This window comes from Rahnella sp. EDr1-12 (genome assembly GCF_049206505.1).
Lineage (GTDB): Bacteria > Pseudomonadota > Gammaproteobacteria > Enterobacterales > Enterobacteriaceae > Rahnella > Rahnella rivi.
In genome coordinates this window covers 588,864-608,253 of record NZ_JBLZNY010000003.1, presented here as the reverse complement: position 1 = coordinate 608,253, position 19,390 = coordinate 588,864, and the positions used below count along the sequence as shown (strand labels likewise).

The following is a 19,390-nucleotide window of genomic DNA, read 5'->3' as shown; positions in this document are numbered from 1 at the left end:
TAAATCAATGAAGATGTTAATGATTATCGTCACCCTGTTTGCACTGACCGGTTGCGTGGAATATAAATGGGTCAAAGCCGACAGCACAGACCAGCAGGAATTGCTGGCCGAAACAGAGTGTCAGGCTAACGCATTACGGGATCTGCCACCGGATAATATCGTGACCGATAAATACACCTCCAAAGATAAGAAAACCAAAAAAAGCGACACCAGCTATACCATCGAAGATATCAATCAGGATAAACGCGAAATTCTGGTGAAAAGCTGCATGCTGAATAAAGGCTGGAACCAGATTGAAATTCAGCACTGATATTCTTCCGGCAGGTTATTCCGTTACATCATCATGAGATAAGATTATGCAGCAGATTAATTTCAAACAGGTTGATGTCTTTACCAGCGCGCCTTATAAGGGCAACCCGGTGGCCGTTATTATGGATGCCCGCGGGCTGAGCGACAGCCAGATGCAATCTATTGCCAGCTGGACAAATCTTTCTGAGACGACGTTTGTTCTTCCCGCTGAGGATAACAGGGCCGATTATCGGGTACGCATATTTACTCCCGCCAGCGAATTGCCTTTTGCCGGGCATCCGACGCTCGGCACGGCGTATGCCTTGCTGGAATCCGGCAGCATTACGCCACGCGACGGGGTTCTCATTCAGGAGTGCGCCGCCGGGCTGATTGAACTGAAGGTTACCGCACCAGACGCCGCGCCGATGTCCATTTCATTCCGGTTACCTGAGCCGGTGATCACGCCCCTGACTCCGGCGCAAACGCAGGAACTGGAAGAGATCCTCGGCTGCCCCATTGACCGCAGCCTCGCGCCGGCACGGGTCGATGTCGGCGCGCGCTGGGTGGTGGCAAAAACCACCGACGCCGCGCAGGTGCTGGCCACCACGCCGGACTTTGCCCGGCTGGCGCAGCATGACGCGGCCATGAACATCACCGGCATCTGCCTGTACGGTTTACACGCGGGCGCGTCAGATATGCACATTGAAGCCCGGTCATTCGCTCCCTCCTGCGGAGTCAATGAGGATCCGGTGTGCGGCAGCGGTAATGGCAGCATCGCGGCGTTTATGCGCCATCATCAGGTCGCATTGCCGGATGACGGCATCGTCAGATCCTCACAAGGTCAGAAAACAGGGCGCGACGGAAAACTGGTCCTGCGCATCACCAGGGACCATATCTATGTCGGGGGCCATGCAGTGACGTGCATCAGCGGGAAAATCTGCGCATAACGGGTCGCTGCCCGGCGCAGGTAACAACAAGGAAAGACGTTTTGCCCTCCTTCCGCCGCGCTGACGCCTGACCCCGACGTGCCGGTCTGTAAAAAACCCTTTATTGTTCGCCGCTGAATGGCTGAACAATAAAGGGTTTTTTTATGGCTTGCGATGGCAGCCCTTCAAAGAAGATGCCCTTTATCGAGCGACAGGACGCCATCATCCTGAAGTTTTTTCAGCACGCGGCTGATCGAACTTTTGGATAAATGCGTGGTTTGCCCGATCAGTGAAAGGGCAGAAAATCTCTTTTTAATATGATCGGGCAAATTTTGCAGACGCGTAATCGCATTGCATACCTCTTTGGTGGCATCGCCATTATTATCTGAAATAAAATAGATCATATTGGTAAACCGCTGGGATAAAATATAGAGCACATCTCCCATCATCTGATGAGAGAAAATAATTCGCATACAGTTTTTTAACGTGATGTAACTTATCTTGCCATAATCGATCCGCTCGAGATAAATCGGATAATCTTCACGTAAGGCGGGTAAGAATCCGATCACCGAAGGCGAGGTAATAAGTTCAATGACTTTGTCGTCTTGTCGTCGCTTGACAAAATAATCACCCTCTTCGATAACAAAAACCAGCTGTTCTCCTTCTTTATTAAAATTGTACCGTCGCTTACCTTTATAAACTTCATCAGGAGTGGCTGTTTGACAAAAAGGCATTATTTCTTTGATGACCCGGGCGTAACACCGGTTGATATCAATACTTTGGTATTTCATGGCGTGTCTTGTATTCAATAATCGGGGTTAATGGCTATTAACCCCGTGGATTGACTCTATTTCTTTTTGACAATAATGGAATTAAGCAATGTCATTCGTAATTAAAATAAAGCATGGCGGTGGCGATGACCGTGCCTGCCGAAGCAGTCTGGGTATCAAATATTTTGTAAAAGGCGTTAATGTCTATCACGACATTACTGCTGTCTCCCCCTCTGACAATGTTTAAAATGGACGTCGCGGTGTTTTGTGTGGTGGCAGCCGATAATGAAATATCACTGCCCGCACTGTTTTTCAGCGCGATGCCAATCCCACTGGAGGTCGATGAACCGTTTCTCATCACCAGATTGTTGCTGTCCACGATATCTGCGCTGTACAACCAGGCGGAAATTCCCCGGGTGGACGCATTGACCAGCGTGTTGGAACAGGTCACCGGCAGCTGAACCGGCGTTGAACCGGTATCCATTCCCAGTTTTAAGTCGCTTAATGAGACTTTCGGTAAATGGACATTTTGATCTGGCATGTCACAGGTGGTTTCCGGCGGATTAAAGGTCACCGTCAACTCGTTGTAGGCCAGATATTTTGACGTCCAGGCTTTCGATGCCACAATCGCGGCGACCTGATCGACCGTCGGGATCTGGACGAAAATTCCCCAGTTGGTGTTCTCCAGTACCAACGGGGTCAGGGTCGCGACCCCCGTGGTGGTGCTCTGACTGAAGTTAGCGTTCACTGCGCCGGGCACACCGGACAGTAAGGTGGCCGTCAGCGTATAGCTGACGGCTGTTGAGGTTTGATTGCCTGGGCCGTATTCCTGTCTGCTGATGAAATCGGACACCACAAATTTTACCCAACGCGAAATTCCGGCGGGGCTGATGTATTCCACCCAGTAACCATTTGCCATCGGGCTGATGTAGTTAACGCTGGAACTCCCAACAACGAGGGTCGAACAGTTCAGACTTATATTGGCAAAGGTACTGCGCGATTCCGTCGCTGTGTCTGTGGTGGTAAATAACGATGAAAGATCCAAACTTTCTGAAAATAATGTCGGAGTGCTACCGCCATTTACCCTCACGCAATCCGCCCACGCGGCAGGTGCCATTAACGACAAAAGAATAATGATTATTTTTTTCATGTTAATCCTGTTTACAGTACGCAGATATTTCTTTGCGACTCCGACGGGTTGGTAACTTTACATTTCTGCTGTTTTTCATCTTGCGTATATTTCACAAAAATAAACTTCGGCAAAACGTCAGCTTTGATATACATCTGGCTGCCCTGGGAAACATATCCCAGCGCCGCATTTTTTTTATCGAGCAATTCAGCGCCAAAAGGTAAAGGTTGCCCGTCGCTCTTGTACGCCTCAATCACAAAGACCTTTCGGGTATCGGTATTGTATTTCACATAACTGATACTTCCTGCCCAGGGAGCCACGTGGCGAATATTGCCTTTCACTTCCGCATCGGCATCATTATTTTCCAGCCGGAAATTATTCATACGATAAGGTGCCGCATACGGATAAAGTACCTTGCCGCTTTTATTGGTTTTCATCGCCGGATTACCATTGACCACCGCGTTAGCCACGCCGGGCGAATCCAGAATAACAAACGTCGTTCCGCTGGATCCGGAGGTCAGTAAACCGCCGCTCCATAACACCGCGCTGCCGCTGGCACCAAAGCCTGCCTGACGGTAGTTGTTTGATTCACTGTAATTCCCGGTCAGTTTCACCGCCGAGGTGCGCATCGCCCCCCAGGCGTTTAGAGTGGAGGTGCGGTTGGTGTTATCGTCGGCCATACTCAGGTTGTAATCGACGTTGTCCGTCGAGCCGTTGAGCCCGATGTCGCTGTTCGCATATTTGCCGTCTTTCATACCGCTGCGGGTCACCAGGCTGGCATTGGTATCAAATATTTTCAGCGGGATAGTAATCGACAGATCAATGCGATTTTCATCCTGGCTTCTGCTCCTGCCATAATGACTTTCGTCATACTGGTTGCTGGAATCGTCCGCATCATATTCATAATGTGTCCGCCGCGCGGAAATACTCCAGCTGATATCACGCCAGAGATTACTGTAGGTCAGGCTGTACTGCCGCGTGGACTGATTGCTATTCCAGTAATCACGCCAGTAAGCATCAAGCGCAATACGCCCCCAGCCATCATCAAGGGTTTGATCCAGGCTGATGCTGTAGGTCTTTTTACTTCTTTTATAACCTGACGTGCTGTTATCTTGTTGAATGAGCCGGTTGATATAAACGAAGTCATTAAAAGATAAATATTCCGCAGAATTATAATAATAACTGGCAATACTGATGTTGGTTTTGGTCGGCAAATAGCGGCTCCACGAAAACTTAATTCGCTGACCGTCTGACGACTGACCATTTTTCAGCGTTGCCGAGGCCCGCTCAATATTGGATGACACAGAACCTAAATACGGCACGCTGACGGCTGCGCCCGCCAATAATGACTGGTAATCATTATTCAGCGTGGCCCCGCCGTACACTGACAGATAGTTATTCACCCCATAGGAATAACTCCCCTGCACAAATTCGGGGTGAAAATCGACATTACTGATTTGCACCTTACCGGCATTCAGCATCCACTCCGAGGAGCCGGGGCGCAGCATGTCGCTGACCGTCGAAAACGGCACGATAAAACTTTCTGTCGAGCCACCGGCGTTGACAACATCGACCTGAAAGTCGCTTCGCGAACCGGTAGGCATCAGATCTTCAATGGAAAACGGGCCGGCCGGCACGTTGACCTGATGGATGATCTGTCCATTCTGATAAATTTTGACCACAGCATTACTGTTCGCCATACCCCGGATAACCGGCATATAGGTTCGGTAACTGTCCGGGTACATGCGCAAATCTTGCCTGAGGCTCACGCCGCGAAAACGCATGTTGTCGAACCACGGCGATTCGGTATAGCTGTCCCCCACCCTCAGCAACGCGTTCATCCCCGGCAAAGGGCGCTCGAGGTAACGGGTGCTGTTCGTCCAGTAGCCACTTTTATTGCTGCGGTTACGCTGAAAGGTCGAGTTATCCAGCAACGACCAGCCCGCCAGATTCAGACCGCTTCTCATTGAGAGATAAATATTATCGGCATCGCTCACATCGTCTTTGCGGTGTGAGTTGTAATAACTGAAGTTGTAGCTGGTGTAAGCCCCGTTAATGCCCGGATCCCACATTTCTGGCGCCACCCAGCGCTGATCTTTGCTGATCACAAAAGCCTGAGGAATAACCAGGTTCAGTTCCATTTTACCGGTATTTAATGTCGTGCTGCCGCCGTGTAAAAAGGTGCTGGCGGGCAACCATTCTTCTGTTGTGTCCTTCATCTGCGCCGGTTTCTTGACCAGCAAAGAGCCGAAAACGTCCGGCTTCATAAAAATGTTGTTCTTTTCATCCACCTTGACGGGGAATTTCCCTCGCCATGCGCCGTTAACCGACACATCCAGATCGTAAATACCGGCGGAGATGACCTTACTGCCGCTGCTCCAGTCGGCGCTGCCGATATCGCCCATTAAAAAGCTGCTGTTAAAAGCAGCGGCGTGCCCCTGTTGGGAATATAGCGCGGCTAAAAGTGCGTAAACGAGTTTTGACTTATTGAATACTCCAGAAATGGTGACTGACTTCCCGTTCATAATCCAATCCTAACAAATCATTTATACTCAACAACAAAGGGAACCCGGCTGCCGTAATCGTCCACATGCACCATCTGATATTTTCCTGGTGTCGCTGGCATCTTATTAATGGGCTGGCAGCTGAAAGGAGAAAGCGTCATTGCGCCGTCAAGCAGATTCCCTTTTATATTGTTCTGTACGGTCCGGCTTTTCCCATCCCATTTCATGACCTGCGAAACAGTGACGTAATAAGGCGTTGGGTTATCAGCACACAACTTGCCATTTCCTGAACGCTTAAGGCTGACAAGATCAGAGATTTTATCAGCTGATATTTTTAATGATGCCGGGCGCCAGAAAAGCTTAATTCGGTTTCTGATAGCAACCTGGAGATAGTTTCCATTATCTGCGGCATTCTCAGGTTCAGGCGGAACGTCAATAACGTTCAGCCAGAACAGACTTTCACGATCTTTCGGTAATGCTTCTGACAACGTATTTTTACTGATGCGTAATGTCTGTCCGTCATTGGCATTAATTTTCACAACCGGCGGGCTGATCATGAAAGGCGTATTTAATTCTTCAGGTTTAGCCTCCGCCCTGCCGTCATCGATCCAGGATTGGACAAGATGTGTATTCTTGCTTTTATTCACCAACTGGACAGAGACACTTTTCGATTCAGAAGGAAATATAACGCGCGTGGAATTAAGCACGACGCTGGCTGTAGAAGAGAAACAAATAAAAAACAAAACAGCAAAAAGAGAGATATTCCTCACAACTAACCCCGGTGAAAACTGGCATTAAAAAAAGGAGGGTGCATGACACCCTCCGTATTCATTACTCGTAGGTGAACATATAAGTTGCTGTGGTCACTACGGTACCGACAGAAGCGCTTGCGCCGCCATAGTTGTAGTAGTTTGCATAAAGAGTGATATCACCCTCTGCGCCATTGTCGAATACTGTGCCAGCAGTGCCATCAGTATTAGTGACAGAGGTTGATAAACCTGTAGAGATGTAGTTAGCCAAATCTACGGCGGTGCTGCCATCAGTGGTCAGGGTAATACCCACGCCTGACGCTGTACCTGTTTCATTTTTCAGGTAAGTAGAATCATCAGAAACATTAGCGCCTGACACTTTCATTTTTAATTGCTGAGCCACTGTGCTTGTTGCATCAAAACCAGTACAGCCGCTTACAGCCATAGTGAAAGGTGTGGAACCTGCAGTCACGACACCGGCGGTATTGCTTAAATCAGTCAGCGCGATAGGCGCCAGGTTCACTGTGAAATCTGAACCGTTATTTGTGGTAACATTACAGGTCGCATCACTGACTGCGCCGCTGAAAGTAATTTTACCCCCTCCTACTGATTCAGTAGTAGCAGCGAATGCAGAACCCATTGTCAGTGCACCAGCAAATGCAGCAGAAACAACCAAACTCAGTTTTTTAATATTCATAAGAATCTCTCGAAAAATAACATCCATTTAAAGTAAATCCCGGCAATGCAGAAGAATTCAATTAAGCGATATAAGAAGTTCTCCCTGCCGAGCCATTACATTCTTGTTTTATTCCCTTGCTAAGGAAAGGGTTAAAAACAATCCGTCATTTAGAGAAACACCCCGCCATTTGTTACTGAATTAGATTTACATACTGCCTTATTGTTAATTTGTGGTGATTAATTTCAGGATAAGATGATTTTTCGGTGTAAATGAAAATGCTAATTATGTTGTGTTATTTGCATCATCTGACCGCCAATGTTTAATTATTGTTAATTTTAGTGACTTATTTTGTTTTCCTGACACCTGAAAGCCCATTATTCTTTTGATTATCTTCATCGCCCGGAATTAAACGTTTAGCCCGCTGCAAAATCCGCTTCTAAGAATAATCTCACCGAAGTCAGCTTATCACCTAATATGGAACGCTTGTTAAACGAACCAAATACAAGAGGCCATAAGAATAGTGCTTTTCGGTATTTGTTAATGGAGGTGTTTTCAGAACGAAGGGTAATTCACTGTGACCATGGAAATGGCGTGCAACTGGGGCTGTACGAAGAGAATGTTATTTAATAAAATGATGACTTTGTCCGGACGAGACATATTGACAGGAAATAAAAAAAACGTCATTCATAATGAAAGACGTAAAGGTGGTGATTATAAGTGTAAACCGGGATAGATAAGGCAGTCTGATTTTCTTGTGAGGTTGAATCTCAGCAAGACATACAGTTCCTGATCGCTTTTGATGTTAAAGTTTCTCATTATCTTGAGTTTGTGCGAATACACCGTTTTGGTATCACACCCTAAATCTCCGGCCATTTTTTTGACCGAGCAGCCGGAAAGGTACAAATGACTGAAATAGGATTGCTGGGGTGTGAGCGTCAGCTGTTTACAATGAAAGCAGTTCTTATACTGAAACGTGAATTCATGTTGTTCTTCATTGCTGATTTTGTCGAACATCTGACTGAATTGTGCAACAGAGTTTTTAAGGGACAGGGTCTGCATCCCGGCATGACAATACAGAGAAGTCGTTGTAACCGGATCATCAGAGTCACGTTCAAGTCCGATAACGATACTGTCTGGCTTTCGTATTTTATGCAGGGTATTACAGATAGAATTTCTGCCACATGAAATATTCATCACGATCACATCCGCTTTGCTGGCTTCATTCAGTCCACCATCCTCAATATGAACTACTGAGGTTTCCCTTAATGTCAGACGGCTCAGGATTTCTGCCAGCCCGGTTGAAAAGTAGATATTATTATAGTTTATGACAGCAATAGATAATGGGGCAACTTCCGACATTCTGACCACCTTCAGGTATAAAAGACTGACAGTAAAAACATAAGGCTACACTGTGGGCGAATTGCTTCTCATTTAAATAACACCCGGACAGTAACATGAATATAACAGCCTATATCCGCCCGACAACGTGAATAGCCTTCGCTGTGCCAGATAACAGGATTCATTTACACCTTCATGTTAATAAGTGATTAAATAAAAACCATTTATTGATGAATAAATAACATCTACTCCTGAATGGTGAGCCATATTATCCGGTTGTTATTCGTTAACTGTGGAATATCAAAATACCGGCAATGCCTTCGCGTTAATATAGCTGGCAAGAGCCTCCACGATACCGGCGTCCAGACAGCCGGAATTTGCGCTTTCCTGCATGATCTTCATACTTTGTTCATGCGACAAAGCAGAGCGGTAACAACGGTTTTCACGCAGCGCGGCGTAATTGTCCGCCACGGCAATAATACGCGGACCTAAATCAAGCTGCGGTGAACGCAGATGAAAAGGATAGCCGGAACCGTTTGGCCGCTCATGGTGGAAGCTGGCCATCTGCATGATGTCGTGCATACCGTCGATACGGGAAAGGATTTTACAGGTGAACTGAGGGTGTACTTTTATCTGCCTCATTTCGAATTCTGTCAGCGGCTGCTTTTTGCCAAGCAACGCGGCAGGCAGCGCCAGTTTACCTAAATCATGCAACATCGCTGCAATGCGGACACGGGTTATGCCTTTTTTCGAAAACCCGTACAACTCAGCCAGAGTGGCGCTGTAACCGGCAACGGAGAAAGAATGCGCACAGCCCGGATGACAGTGGCTGTCAATGACCTGCGCCAGCAGCGTGGACAGCGTTAATAACTCGTCATCATTGAGGTGATGGTCTGGCAGCGGCGACAGCGTTTGCAGGGTTTCGGGCAGTTTTACCGAAACATGGATTTTCCAGAACTCACTGTCCAGGCTCAGTTCACGCAGAGCAATCGCATCATCGAGGGAGTAGCGTGAGCCGATAGCATCACACAAGGTTTCGATAGCCTGCGCCGGGTAATAGCCGCGCGGATACTGGTTTAAGGTGAGTAAATCCAGCGAGTCGGCCAGATCCAGCAAACGGTTTTCCGGGTGATGGGGATTATCTCCCGTGATCAGATCTGCGCAGTCAGCCAGCAAGGCCGTATTTTTAATCAGTGCGTGGCAGTCAACCGGGGAATGGCGCCCTCTTCCCATTTCGCGCAACAGTGCGGCGACAAACACGCGTCTTTGTGACAGTGGGCTAAGATGACGATGAAGGGCAATACTGAGCGCAATCCAGGCGCGGCGCGCACCGCGATTGCCCTTTTCCGGATCCAGAAGGTCAAGTGCAGCAGAAAAGCCAAGCAGAAACTGAGTGAAGGTGGTGTACAAGAAAAACTCCCCTGCAGGGAGCGGTCAGGGTTTCAACCTCGTAAGCCTGCGGATAAATGAACGATACCTACAGGGAAACGTAATTTATCATGGCAGACAATTTAATTATAAAAGCATCGTATATATAGGTTTTTATCTCGCTAAAATTCAAATTTACAGCGAATAAAATCAGATGTGTTATACCAAAATGATTCACCGTCAAAACATCCGCAGGGATGACCGGAGGAAGATCCAGCTTTTTCAACCCGGATCTCAGACGGGGTTGTTTTTACACGTTTTACCAGGGCTTTACTGATATCAAACAGGGTCAGATGAAATATCTTATTGATAATACGATAGAATTTAATACCGATGACGGCACGCTGTTCTACCCCGCCAGCCAGGATGTGATCAGGTTAACCTTACCTGCCGCCCGTTTGCTGGAAGAGTTCCTCTCCTCCGGCGGGCATGAGCTGACGCGCGAGTATCTGCTGGAAAACGTCTGGGATAAGTATGGATTGCAGGCTTCAGGCAGCAATCTGAACCAGTACGTCAGCATTCTGCGGCGCAGCCTGGCAACCTTTGAATGCAACGAACTCATCATTACGCTGCCAAAAGTCGGCTTTAAACTGAATACTGCGGTGAGCGTCGCAGCGCTTCCTTCTGCGCCAGCAGAAAAGAACGCCGTGATGACGGAGCCAGAAATCACGGCAGGTCGGCAACCACCGCCCGCGAGATCTCTGTGGCGAAAAGCGTTGCCCGGCCTGATATTTCTGCTGGCAGCCAGCGCGGGCGCTGCGCTGGTGTGGGAATACATTGATGCCACTAACGGCGTGACTGAAATCAGACGGCCTGAGATCGGCTGTGAAATCCTCTACCTGAAAGATATCCCCGCAGACGAAGAGACGCAGGTGGTTGCACAGGTGAGTCACGTGATGAAAGAGAATCATCTGACCTGTAACAACGAAAACATCATTATCTACAGCAGTGAGCTTTCCTCTTCTTCGAAAAATAATGCCAGAACCTTACTTTCGCTGTGTTCGACAGGTAAGAAGAAAGAAATTCTTTCCTGCGACAACTTCTATCATTACTCGTGGATCAGACCATGATCGTCATTAAGAAATCGAAATTCTATCTCGCCACTTTCGTCATTCTCGCGTCAGTCGCCGCCCTCCTGTTCTTTCCCGCCCGGGAGGCGATTGAGCCACTGAAATGCAAAGCGTTTGCCAGGGTTAAAATGGATATCGGCCAGGATCAGCTGATCTTCTCCGTGATAGAAAGCGTGCAGTTTTACGATAAAAATAAAGGCATTATTCAGTACGAGGGGGACGTCACATCCGCAGGGAAATCGACCTACCTCGCCCGCACGGTTTACCTCAGTCACGGCGTAAAAACCGACAAAAACACCTATCTTTTTACCGTTGATAAAGTGACAGCGTCACCTCTTAGCAATACCCCGGATTCCGACTTTAACCAGATGTGGCTGGAAAACAGCGGCGATAATGCCTCGATTGATATTGGCGTGAAGAAAATTCGCGACCAGGCATACGTGATCAGCAGTACCTATTCTCCGCAATTTGTCTGCGCGGCGTACTGATGCGGACGCACCGATACAGCATAAAAATATGCATGGGAATTAATTACCCCTATAAAAACCTATATACGCGGTCATTTCAGATATAAATTGATGGGCAAGGTCGTCTGACGTTTTATACCCCCTGACAAAATGTCTTTCGACCTGCAAGCAGTTTCGGCGTTAGCCGCAGCTTGCTCATTACATAATTAGGTAAACAAATGCGTAGCAACAAAATTAAATCAGCCATCGCGGCAAGTGCTTTAGTGGTGATGATGGCGGCAGCCGGTCAGGCTCAGGCCCTTGAGCTGGGTGCCAAAGCAGGCAGTGATTTCACCGAACTGGATGTCGGCATGGGCCGTCAGACCTCCGGTTTATACCTCAGCGGAAACTGGGCTAAAGACACTAAAAATGGCCGTCAGGTTGGCGGTATTGGTGCAGGTTTCAATATTCCTGTTGGCCCGGCGATGATTAATCTGGGTGCAAAAAGCGTTTATTTGCAGGGCACCACATCTGATAACGAAGGCGTTGCGTTCCCGGTTGGCGGCGGCATCACGATCCCGTTCACTGACAGCCTGGCGTTTTACGGCGAAGGCTATGTCGCACCGGACGCGTTAAATAACAGTGTCAAAAGTTACATTGAAGCCGATGGCGGCCTGAGCTGGGTTCCGTTCCGTCCGCTGAAACTCAAAGCCGGTTATCGTTATGTCGGTATTGACGGCACGGCGGGTAACCCTAACGAACGCATTATCGATGGTGCGTATTTAGGTGCCGAGCTGGATTTCTGATTGAAGGGCGTAATACGTAAAACGTCCACGCCATGATCAGACGAGCAGTCATTTTTTACTTCAAAGAATGACTGCTCTTGCTGTGAATACCTTTAACCCCGCCTTCCACCTTTCTGAATCATGTCAGCCGCCATTCCGGTAGCCTCAATTCTTACTTTCAGGGTTCACCAGCACGGGCTGCTCGCGGTAATTCGCCGGGAACACCTGTTGCAGGTCTTTAATTTTCGGCAGATCGTTCACCACAATGTACGGATAGTCCGGGTTATCGTTTAAGAAATTCTGGTGATAGGCTTCCGCCGGATAAAAGTGGGCGTTGTTTTCAATTTTTGTGACCATCGGTTCGCTGAAACTTTTGCTGGCATTGAGTTGTGCGATATACGCTTTTGCTACTGCGGCCTGCGCGGCATTTAACGTAAACACCGCCGAACGGTACTGACTGCCGGTGTCCGGCCCCTGACGGTTCAGCTGAGTCGGGTTATGTCCGACCGAAAAGAAGATATGCAGCAACTCGCCGTAGGTCACCTGTGTCGGGTCAAATGTCACTTTCACCGATTCGGCATGGCCGGTTTCACCGGTGCTGACTTCCTCGTAATTTGCCGTTCCTGCTGCCCCGCCGGCATATCCGGATACCGCGCTGGTGACGCCTTTCACATGCTGAAACACCCCCTGGATCCCCCAGAAACACCCGCCGGCAAACAGCGCGGTTTCGCTGTGCGACGTGGCTGCCGGTTCATCTTTTGCCGGGGCGGCGATCACCACCGCGGGCTCGGCTCCGCCCCATGACCAGGCGTTATTCTGAAACACAAACGCAGAGGCCAGCACCAGACCGGCGATCAGGCTGTAATTGCGTAACGACTTCACTCTTTTGTCGGTAATTTTCTTCATGGTGAACTTCCTGCCTGATTAAACGTTGGGGGTGAACGTCATTGCCAGCCCGTTCATGCAATAACGCAGGCCGGTCGGCTGCGGGCCGTCGTCGAAAACATGACCGAGATGCCCACCACAGCGGCGGCAATGAACTTCATCACGCACCATGCCGAACGAGGTATCCCGGCTGGTGAGCGCCGAGTCGGGCAAGGGTTTCCAGAAACTCGGCCAGCCGGTGTGGCTGTCAAATTTGGTCGCTGAGGAGAAAAGAGGAAGATTGCAGCCCGCACAGGCAAATTCCCCCGCCCGGTGCTCGTTGTTCAGCGGGCTGGAATAAGGCCGCTCGGTGCCGGCTTCGCGCAAAATGCGGTACTGATCGTCGTTCAGGCGCTGATGCCACTGAGCATCCGTCAGCATGATGTCGAATTTAGCGGATTTCGCCTGCGCGTCGGCACTGCGGGAAAACAGTGACGGGATCAGCCCCATCACCGCAGCAGCCGATACCGCGCCACTGCCCAGCAAGAAATTACGTCTGTTGATCATTGTTGCCACCGTTGCGGTTGCTGTCGATGGCACCAGAGTACAGGGCGAGGGATTACGGAATCCTCGCGGAGAGTTAACAGTTTTGTGATAAGTCGGGGGCAGGAGGCCGCGGCATGGCGCGGCTTTCAGGTACTAAGGGTTGAAGGTTTCGGTTTCTTCTCTGCGGTGATCCTCTGGCGTTACGCGCTGAGCGACCACCGCATTTGAGAAACCGAAACGGTTACCGTCCGGTTTACAGGATAGCCAGTGCAGTCGGGTCCGCCCCTTCCCGCACGAATACCGGGATCTCACTCATCGGTGCGGCGACACTCACCGCCCTTCCTCCTTCATAGCGTTCGCCATTAAGCGCCACCCAGGTTTCTCCCGCCGGTAACCACACCTCGCGTTCGCGCTGGCCTGCATGCAAAATCGGCGCGACCAGAATGTCTGCACCGAGCAGATACTGATCTTCCACCTCCCAGCTTTCCGGCTGAGCGGGATACTGATAGAACATCGTGCGCATTGCCGGATCGCCGTTTTCGTGGGCTTGTTGCATGACGCGGCTGATGTACGGACGCAGCTTTTCACGCAGGAATAGCCCGCTTTTCATCAGGGCATAATTCTCTTCGCCATAGCTCCAGACTTCATTCGGTGCGCCGCTGTTGCACTGCGCGATGCCCTCACGCCAGGGTTCTGACGGCTGAATTTGCGGTTCGCGGTAGCCGTGCAGGCGCATCACCGGACAGAACACGCCCCACTGGAACCAGCGGATCAGTAACTCCTGAAACGCCGGATCGTTGACGTTGCCGCCCTGAAAACCGCCGATGTCGGTCGTCCACCACGGAATACCCGCCAGCCCCATGTTCAGGCCAGCAGCAATCTGATTGCGCAGCGCATGGAAGGAAGAGTGGATGTCGCCGGACCACGCCAGCACGCCGTAACGCTGGCTGCCCGCCCAGGCGCAGCGCACCAGATTGACGATCTCGTTTTCGCCTTCCTGTTGCAATCCGTCGTAAAAACCTTGGGCGAATTTCTGCGGATAGATATTCCCCACTTCCAGCACCGGGCCAAGGTGATAGCGATAGTTATCAAAATCATACGCACGGTATTCCGGTTCGGCTTCATCCAGCCAGAAAGTGCGGATGCCCAGATCGAAATAGTTTTGTTTCACTTTGTCCCAGACAAACTGACGTGCGCCGGGATGCGTGGCATCAAAGAACGTGCAGTTGCCGAGGAAATCCAGATTCACTGACACACCGCGATCGGTATTCACCAGATAACCTTTGGATTTCATCTCTTTATAGTTATCGGTGCGGCTGTCCACCGTCGGCCACACCGATACCATGGTTTCGATGCCGAGGGATTTTAGCTCTGCCACCATCGCTTTCGGATCCGGCCAGTCCACCGGATCAAAACACCAGGTGCCCTGATTCGGCCAGTGGAAGAAATCAATGACAATCACCGAAATCGGCAGATTGCGCCGCTTGTATTCACGCGCCACCTCCAGCACTTCCTGCTGGGTGCGGTAACGCAGTTTGCACTGCCAGAAACCGGTGGCGTATTCCGGCATGTGCGGTGCGGTACCGGTCGCGCGGCCATACTGGTGCATGATGTCAGCGGGCGTATCACCGGCGGTTATCCAGTAATCCATCTGCTCGGTGACCTGCGCTTCCCAGCGGGTAATGTTTTTTCCGAACGTCGCCTCGCCAATTGCCGGGTTATTCCACAGCAAACCATAACCGAGGCTTGAAAGCATAAAGGGCACGCTGGCCTGCGAGTTGCGCTGCGCAAGTTCCAGCGTGCAACCTTTCAGATCCAGACAACTCTGCTGATACTGCCCCATGCCGTAGATTTTCTCGTCCGGACGGGATTCAAAACGCACGGTTAGCTGATGTTTGCCACCGGGAATGGCTTTGAATTCGCGGGCATCCATCTTCAGCGCGCTGATGTATTTATCCTGACTCTTCTCCGTCGCGCCGATCCCCACGGTCGAACGCTGACGCCAGAACTCTTCGAGGATAAGCTCGCCGCGCTGGTTATAAAACGCCAGTTGCCCTTTGATGTTCACCGTTGCCGTGATGTTGCCGTTGCGCAGCGTAAGGGTTTCGGTGCCGTGGCGGATGTCAGCCTGCGGCTGTGTGGATGGCGGCAACAGCGCCCACAGATGATCATTCAGCGCCGGGCGGCAGGTGGCGCGCACGCGCAGACTGTTTTCGCCCCAGGGTTCAATCACCAGCGTTTGCTGATCGAAATGCCAGAGGATGCGGTTTTTTTCGGCGATTAATTCGCTCATGCGGACTCCTGTGTATGCAAGATGGCCTGACGTTCAGGCTCGCGTTCCTGAGAAATTTTGGACTGGTTGATCTGTTTCATGGTGGCGTCATTGAGCTTGTACCAGCGCATCGACAGCGCGCTGAACATCGACAACACGCCCGGCACCAGCGAGAACAGCGCAATAATCGACAGCATCGCGGCGGTATTTTGCTGGGCGGCATGCGGCACGTAACCGCTCATGCCCAGCGTCCAGCCGACCACCGCCCCGCTCACCGCCATCCCCATTTTGAGGATCGCCAGCAAGGTCGAGAACACGGTGCCGTCCATGCGTTTGCCCTGTTTGTATTCACCGTAATCCACCACGTCAGACATCATCACCCACATCAGCGTGGTCGTGACCTGATAGAAGGTGGACACCAGCAGCGTCATGCCCACCAGCAGGGAGATCCACGCCGGAACGAAGAAGATCGCCGCGCTCAGGATACCGGTCACAATGGCGCAAAGCGTGAACGCCGTCAGTTTGCTGCGATTGCGGGTCAGCGGTTTGACCAGCAGGCTGCCGAGGCTTTTACCAATAATGTGCGCGGCCAGCAGCCACATAAAGTAGCTGGCGTTGCCGAGATAATAAGTAACGTAATACATCATCGCGCCGAGACGCACGACGCCGAAGGAGATGTTAAAGAAGATCAGCGCCGCGACCACGCGCCACTGGTCGTTACGCACTAAATCGCGCAGATCGGAGAGGAAATTTTCATGCGTCGGCGGTGCGCTGATACGCTCTTTGGTGTTGAGAAAACACAGCAGGAACATCACCACGGCCACCGAGGCCATGATCGCCATCGCGCCGAAATAACCGTCAAGCTTATTGCCGCCGCCCAGCATTTCCGCCAGCGGCATCATCAGGAAGGTGGACATCGCGCCGCCCAGGGTGGCGAGGAAAAAGCGATAGGATTGCAGGGAGATTCGCTGGGTATTATCCGGCGTGATGATCGCGCCCATCGAGCAATAAGGAATATTGATGGCGGTGTACATCAGCATCATCACGCAGTAGGTCACGCTGGCATACACCATTTTGCCGCCCAGCGTCAGGGATTCCGGCACGGCATACACCAGCAGGCAGCTGGCACCAAAAGGCAGCGCCAGCCACAGAATATACGGGCGGAACTTACCAAATCGGGTCTGCGTGCGGTCGGCAATCAGCCCCATCGCGGGGTCAACAATCGCATCCGCGACGCGCGCCACCAGGAACATGGTGCCGACAAACACCGCCGGTAAACCCACCACGTCGGTGTAGTAAAAGGTTAAAAATATAATGACGTTATCCAGGCCAATATGGCTCGCCATATCCCCCAGACCGTAACTCACTTTCTCTTTGACGGATAATTTTCCACTCATAACTCGTTCTGCCTTTTGTCCGGTTAAACAAAAAAGTCAGTCCGTCCGCTGGGCTGAAGAACTGTTATAGAGAGGTTAAATGCCTGTCACAATTGCGAGATGTTGTAAATTTCTTACGATATTTAGCTTCTGTGATACCGGTAACATCGTGGGGGGAAGCTGTTGCAGCGCGGGGGGATGGACAGTTGATCGGGCAGATTTCGGTTTCTCACGTGCGGTGATCGCTTAACATTTTGCGCCGAAACCGACCAAAAGAGGCCAGGACGGGCCTCTCTTGGATCTCTCGCGTCTTTAAACTGCGCGCTGTCGCTCGCGGGCTATGTTTCAGGGGCTTTCGCTATTGCCGCAAAATCCCGCCGCTGCGCGGTGCCCTCCGGTCGGGTTACAACCCGCGCACACTGACGCGCGGTTTTCCACCGCTCCTCCGGCGTGATTTTTGAGCGCGGCCAGTGGCAGTATTTCGTTCTCATTCGTGTGGCAGCGCAGTGAGTTAAGTGCTCACCGCATTTAAGAAACCGAGACTCACTCAGTCCCGTGGTGAAAAACACTACTCACCTGATCATTACAAAATGAACTAACTCAATCTGTGAATGTATCGATCGTTAATCACACAGGACTATTCGTGCTGTTTTTGATTGCTAGCAACCGGTTATTAAGATATTTCTCACCCAAAACTGTACAAATCTGCAATCTTTGTATAACTTCTTTACACCCCTGCTTTATCATTAGTCCGTCATTTACGGGCATATTCAGCCTGGTTTTTGGAGGAGAATGTGGATTTCCCCTCCTCCAAAAACTTTTTTTTAATGCTGGCCTTTTTCTTTTGCAAAAAAGGCATGGGATGAAACAGGGAAACCAATTGTGAAGCATTGCTAAACAATACTATGTTTTCTCACTCGCAAAAGACACTTCTCATGTCATGATTTACCATGCGAAGTATTAAGGAGGTCTATATGCAACTCGAAGAAGAACAAACAGTTACTGAAATCAGCGAATACTTCAAACCGCAGGAATCCCAGACCTTAAGTGAAGTGGAAATTTTGGGCAGAGTGGTGTCCAGCCTGTTGTGCAGCCGCTTCCCGGTAAGCAATAAAGCCATCATCGAAGGTTTGATCCGCCAGATCGAAATCGATTCCAACATCAGTAATCAGCAGGCCTGCCGCAATCTGCTTGAGCTGGTTTTGTTGTCCACGCAGGATGATGTGATTTAAATAAAAATACGGCCTGTTAAGCGATGCTAACAGGCCGTAAACTTTATGATAACAAACCGCGATTACGCCTCAGAGAGACTTCAGCGTCGCAGCAATCACCTCTTTCGCAGGGGTTGTCGGGCGACCAATCAGTTTGCTCAATGTATGTGAATCATCAAACAGCCCGCCCTGCGCTGCGCCTGCATCAGAATCTGCCAGCATCTCCGCCAGCCAATCCGGCAAACCTGCACCGGTCAGCGCTTTTGCGAAATCCGCCTGCGTCATGTTGATGTAATCCACTTTTTTACCGGACAGTTGCGCGATGTGCGCGGTAAATTCTGCCAGCGTGTAAGCCTCATCTCCCGCCAGTTCGTATACTTTGCCCGCCTGATTATCCAGGCTCAGCACCGTTGCTGCCGCTTCGGCGTAATCTTCACGCGCTGCCGAGGAGATACGGCCTTCACCCACCGCACCAATAAAGGCATTGTGCGCCAGAGCCGGGGCGATGCTCGCCGCGTAGTTTTCCGTGTACCAGCCATTACGCAACAGCACGAAGGGAACGCCTGATTCACTTAAGGCTTTTTCGGTCGCGCGGTGTTCTACGCCAAGCCCCAGCGGGCTTTTGTCTGCGTGCAGCAGGCTGGTGTAGGCCAGCAGTTTTACGCCTGCGCGTTTTGCCGCATCAATCACTGCGCCGTGCTGCGCTTCACGCTGACCGACTTCACTTGAAGAAATCAGCAGCACTTTTTCAACACCTTTGAACGCGCTGTCCAGCGTCGCTGGCTGGCTGTAATCGGCCTGACGTAACTCCACGCCCAGCTCCGCCAGATCTTTGGCTTTTTCCGGGCTGCGCACGGCGGCAATAATCTGATTCGCCGGGACTTTCTTCAACAATGCAGCGATAACGAGGCGGCCTAACTGGCCGGTGGCACCGGTAATTGCGATCATGTTGTTTCTCCAAAAGTGTAAGACACGAGATTTATGTTCTGAAGGGCGCGAAATGCGTCGC

Annotated in this window: 18 protein-coding genes; 6 read left to right on the top strand and 12 right to left on the bottom strand. The window is 50.6% G+C overall.

Translation table 11 applies throughout. The features are described from left to right. The first annotated feature begins 7 nt into the window (after positions 1-7). Both ACO0U8_RS16485 and ACO0U8_RS16480 read left to right on the top strand, forming a co-directional pair. On the top strand, positions 8-310 hold the full coding sequence (locus ACO0U8_RS16485; RefSeq protein WP_217203086.1) for a hypothetical protein: 303 nt from the start codon (positions 8-10) through the stop codon (positions 308-310). 46 nt (positions 311-356) lie between these two features. Further along, positions 357-1,235: a PhzF family phenazine biosynthesis protein gene (locus tag ACO0U8_RS16480; RefSeq protein WP_421671255.1), complete on the top strand. Its 879-nt coding sequence runs from the start codon at positions 357-359 to the stop codon at positions 1,233-1,235. 164 nt (positions 1,236-1,399) lie between these two features. Here ACO0U8_RS16480 and ACO0U8_RS16475 read toward each other — a convergent pair whose 3' ends face one another. The 7 genes from ACO0U8_RS16475 to ACO0U8_RS16445 form a co-directional block, all read right to left on the bottom strand. Then, positions 1,400-2,005, bottom strand: a complete 606-nt coding sequence (locus tag ACO0U8_RS16475; RefSeq protein WP_136375461.1) for a helix-turn-helix domain-containing protein — start codon at positions 2,003-2,005, stop codon at positions 1,400-1,402. Positions 2,006-2,096: 91 nt separating this feature from the next. Continuing rightward, complete coding sequence (locus ACO0U8_RS16470) at positions 2,097-3,029, bottom strand: fimbrial protein (protein WP_056780038.1); 933 nt, start codon at positions 3,027-3,029, stop codon at positions 2,097-2,099. A gap of 116 nt (positions 3,030-3,145) precedes the next feature. Next, positions 3,146-5,638, bottom strand: a complete 2,493-nt coding sequence (locus tag ACO0U8_RS16465) for a fimbria/pilus outer membrane usher protein (protein ID WP_414072208.1) — start codon at positions 5,636-5,638, stop codon at positions 3,146-3,148. A gap of 17 nt (positions 5,639-5,655) precedes the next feature. Further along, a complete protein-coding gene (locus ACO0U8_RS16460; RefSeq protein ID WP_421671254.1) occupies positions 5,656-6,387 on the bottom strand; it encodes a molecular chaperone in 732 nt (243 codons plus the stop codon). Positions 6,388-6,448: 61 nt separating this feature from the next. Further along, complete coding sequence (locus tag ACO0U8_RS16455) at positions 6,449-7,063, bottom strand: fimbrial protein (RefSeq protein ID WP_421671253.1); 615 nt, start codon at positions 7,061-7,063, stop codon at positions 6,449-6,451. Between the two features lie 693 nt (positions 7,064-7,756). After that, on the bottom strand, positions 7,757-8,404 hold the full coding sequence (locus ACO0U8_RS16450) for a LuxR C-terminal-related transcriptional regulator (protein ID WP_421671252.1): 648 nt from the start codon (positions 8,402-8,404) through the stop codon (positions 7,757-7,759). 279 nt (positions 8,405-8,683) lie between these two features. After that, entirely contained in the window at positions 8,684-9,793 is a 1,110-nt protein-coding gene (locus ACO0U8_RS16445) for an HD-GYP domain-containing protein (protein WP_421671251.1), read from the bottom strand. A 311-nt stretch (positions 9,794-10,104) separates the two neighbouring features. Between ACO0U8_RS16445 and ACO0U8_RS16440 the strand changes: the two genes are divergently transcribed. From ACO0U8_RS16440 to ACO0U8_RS16430, 3 genes are all read left to right on the top strand, one after another. Next, positions 10,105-10,881 carry a winged helix-turn-helix domain-containing protein gene (locus tag ACO0U8_RS16440; RefSeq protein ID WP_421671250.1) on the top strand — a complete coding sequence of 259 codons (777 nt, stop codon included), beginning with the start codon at positions 10,105-10,107 and terminating at the stop codon, positions 10,879-10,881. Continuing rightward, entirely contained in the window at positions 10,878-11,369 is a 492-nt protein-coding gene (locus tag ACO0U8_RS16435; protein ID WP_421671249.1) for a FidL-like protein, read from the top strand. Before ACO0U8_RS16440 ends, ACO0U8_RS16435 begins: the two co-directional genes overlap by 4 nt. 197 nt (positions 11,370-11,566) lie before the next feature. Further along, positions 11,567-12,133 (top strand): YfaZ family outer membrane protein, encoded by a 567-nt coding sequence (locus ACO0U8_RS16430; RefSeq protein ID WP_056780020.1) that lies wholly within the window; start codon positions 11,567-11,569, stop codon positions 12,131-12,133. Between the two features lie 144 nt (positions 12,134-12,277). Here ACO0U8_RS16430 and msrA read toward each other — a convergent pair whose 3' ends face one another. The 4 genes from msrA to ACO0U8_RS16410 all read right to left on the bottom strand — a co-directional run bounded on the left by msrA (position 12,278) and on the right by ACO0U8_RS16410 (position 17,191). After that, a complete protein-coding gene (msrA, locus tag ACO0U8_RS16425; protein ID WP_421671248.1) occupies positions 12,278-13,018 on the bottom strand; it encodes a peptide-methionine (S)-S-oxide reductase MsrA in 741 nt (246 codons plus the stop codon). Positions 13,019-13,036: 18 nt separating this feature from the next. Next, positions 13,037-13,543, bottom strand: a complete 507-nt coding sequence (gene msrB / locus ACO0U8_RS16420; protein ID WP_056780016.1) for a peptide-methionine (R)-S-oxide reductase MsrB — start codon at positions 13,541-13,543, stop codon at positions 13,037-13,039. 232 nt (positions 13,544-13,775) lie between these two features. Next, complete coding sequence (locus tag ACO0U8_RS16415; protein ID WP_421671247.1) at positions 13,776-15,815, bottom strand: TIM-barrel domain-containing protein; 2,040 nt, start codon at positions 15,813-15,815, stop codon at positions 13,776-13,778. Then, the gene (locus tag ACO0U8_RS16410) at positions 15,812-17,191 is read right to left on the bottom strand and encodes a glycoside-pentoside-hexuronide (GPH):cation symporter (protein WP_056780012.1); all 1,380 of its coding nucleotides are present in this window, start codon (positions 17,189-17,191) and stop codon (positions 15,812-15,814) included. The genes ACO0U8_RS16415 and ACO0U8_RS16410 overlap by 4 nt, the downstream gene beginning before the upstream one ends. A gap of 953 nt (positions 17,192-18,144) precedes the next feature. On the opposite strand from ACO0U8_RS16410, the gene ACO0U8_RS16405 reads away from it, so the two are divergent. Beyond that, on the top strand, positions 18,145-18,402 hold the full coding sequence (locus tag ACO0U8_RS16405; protein ID WP_056780009.1) for a biofilm development regulator YmgB/AriR family protein: 258 nt from the start codon (positions 18,145-18,147) through the stop codon (positions 18,400-18,402). 69 nt (positions 18,403-18,471) lie between these two features. Here the strand turns inward: ACO0U8_RS16405 and ACO0U8_RS16400 are convergent, their stop codons facing one another. Continuing rightward, positions 18,472-19,329 carry an SDR family oxidoreductase gene (locus ACO0U8_RS16400; protein ID WP_136375470.1) on the bottom strand — a complete coding sequence of 286 codons (858 nt, stop codon included), beginning with the start codon at positions 19,327-19,329 and terminating at the stop codon, positions 18,472-18,474. Between the last annotated feature and the right edge of the window lie 61 nt (positions 19,330-19,390).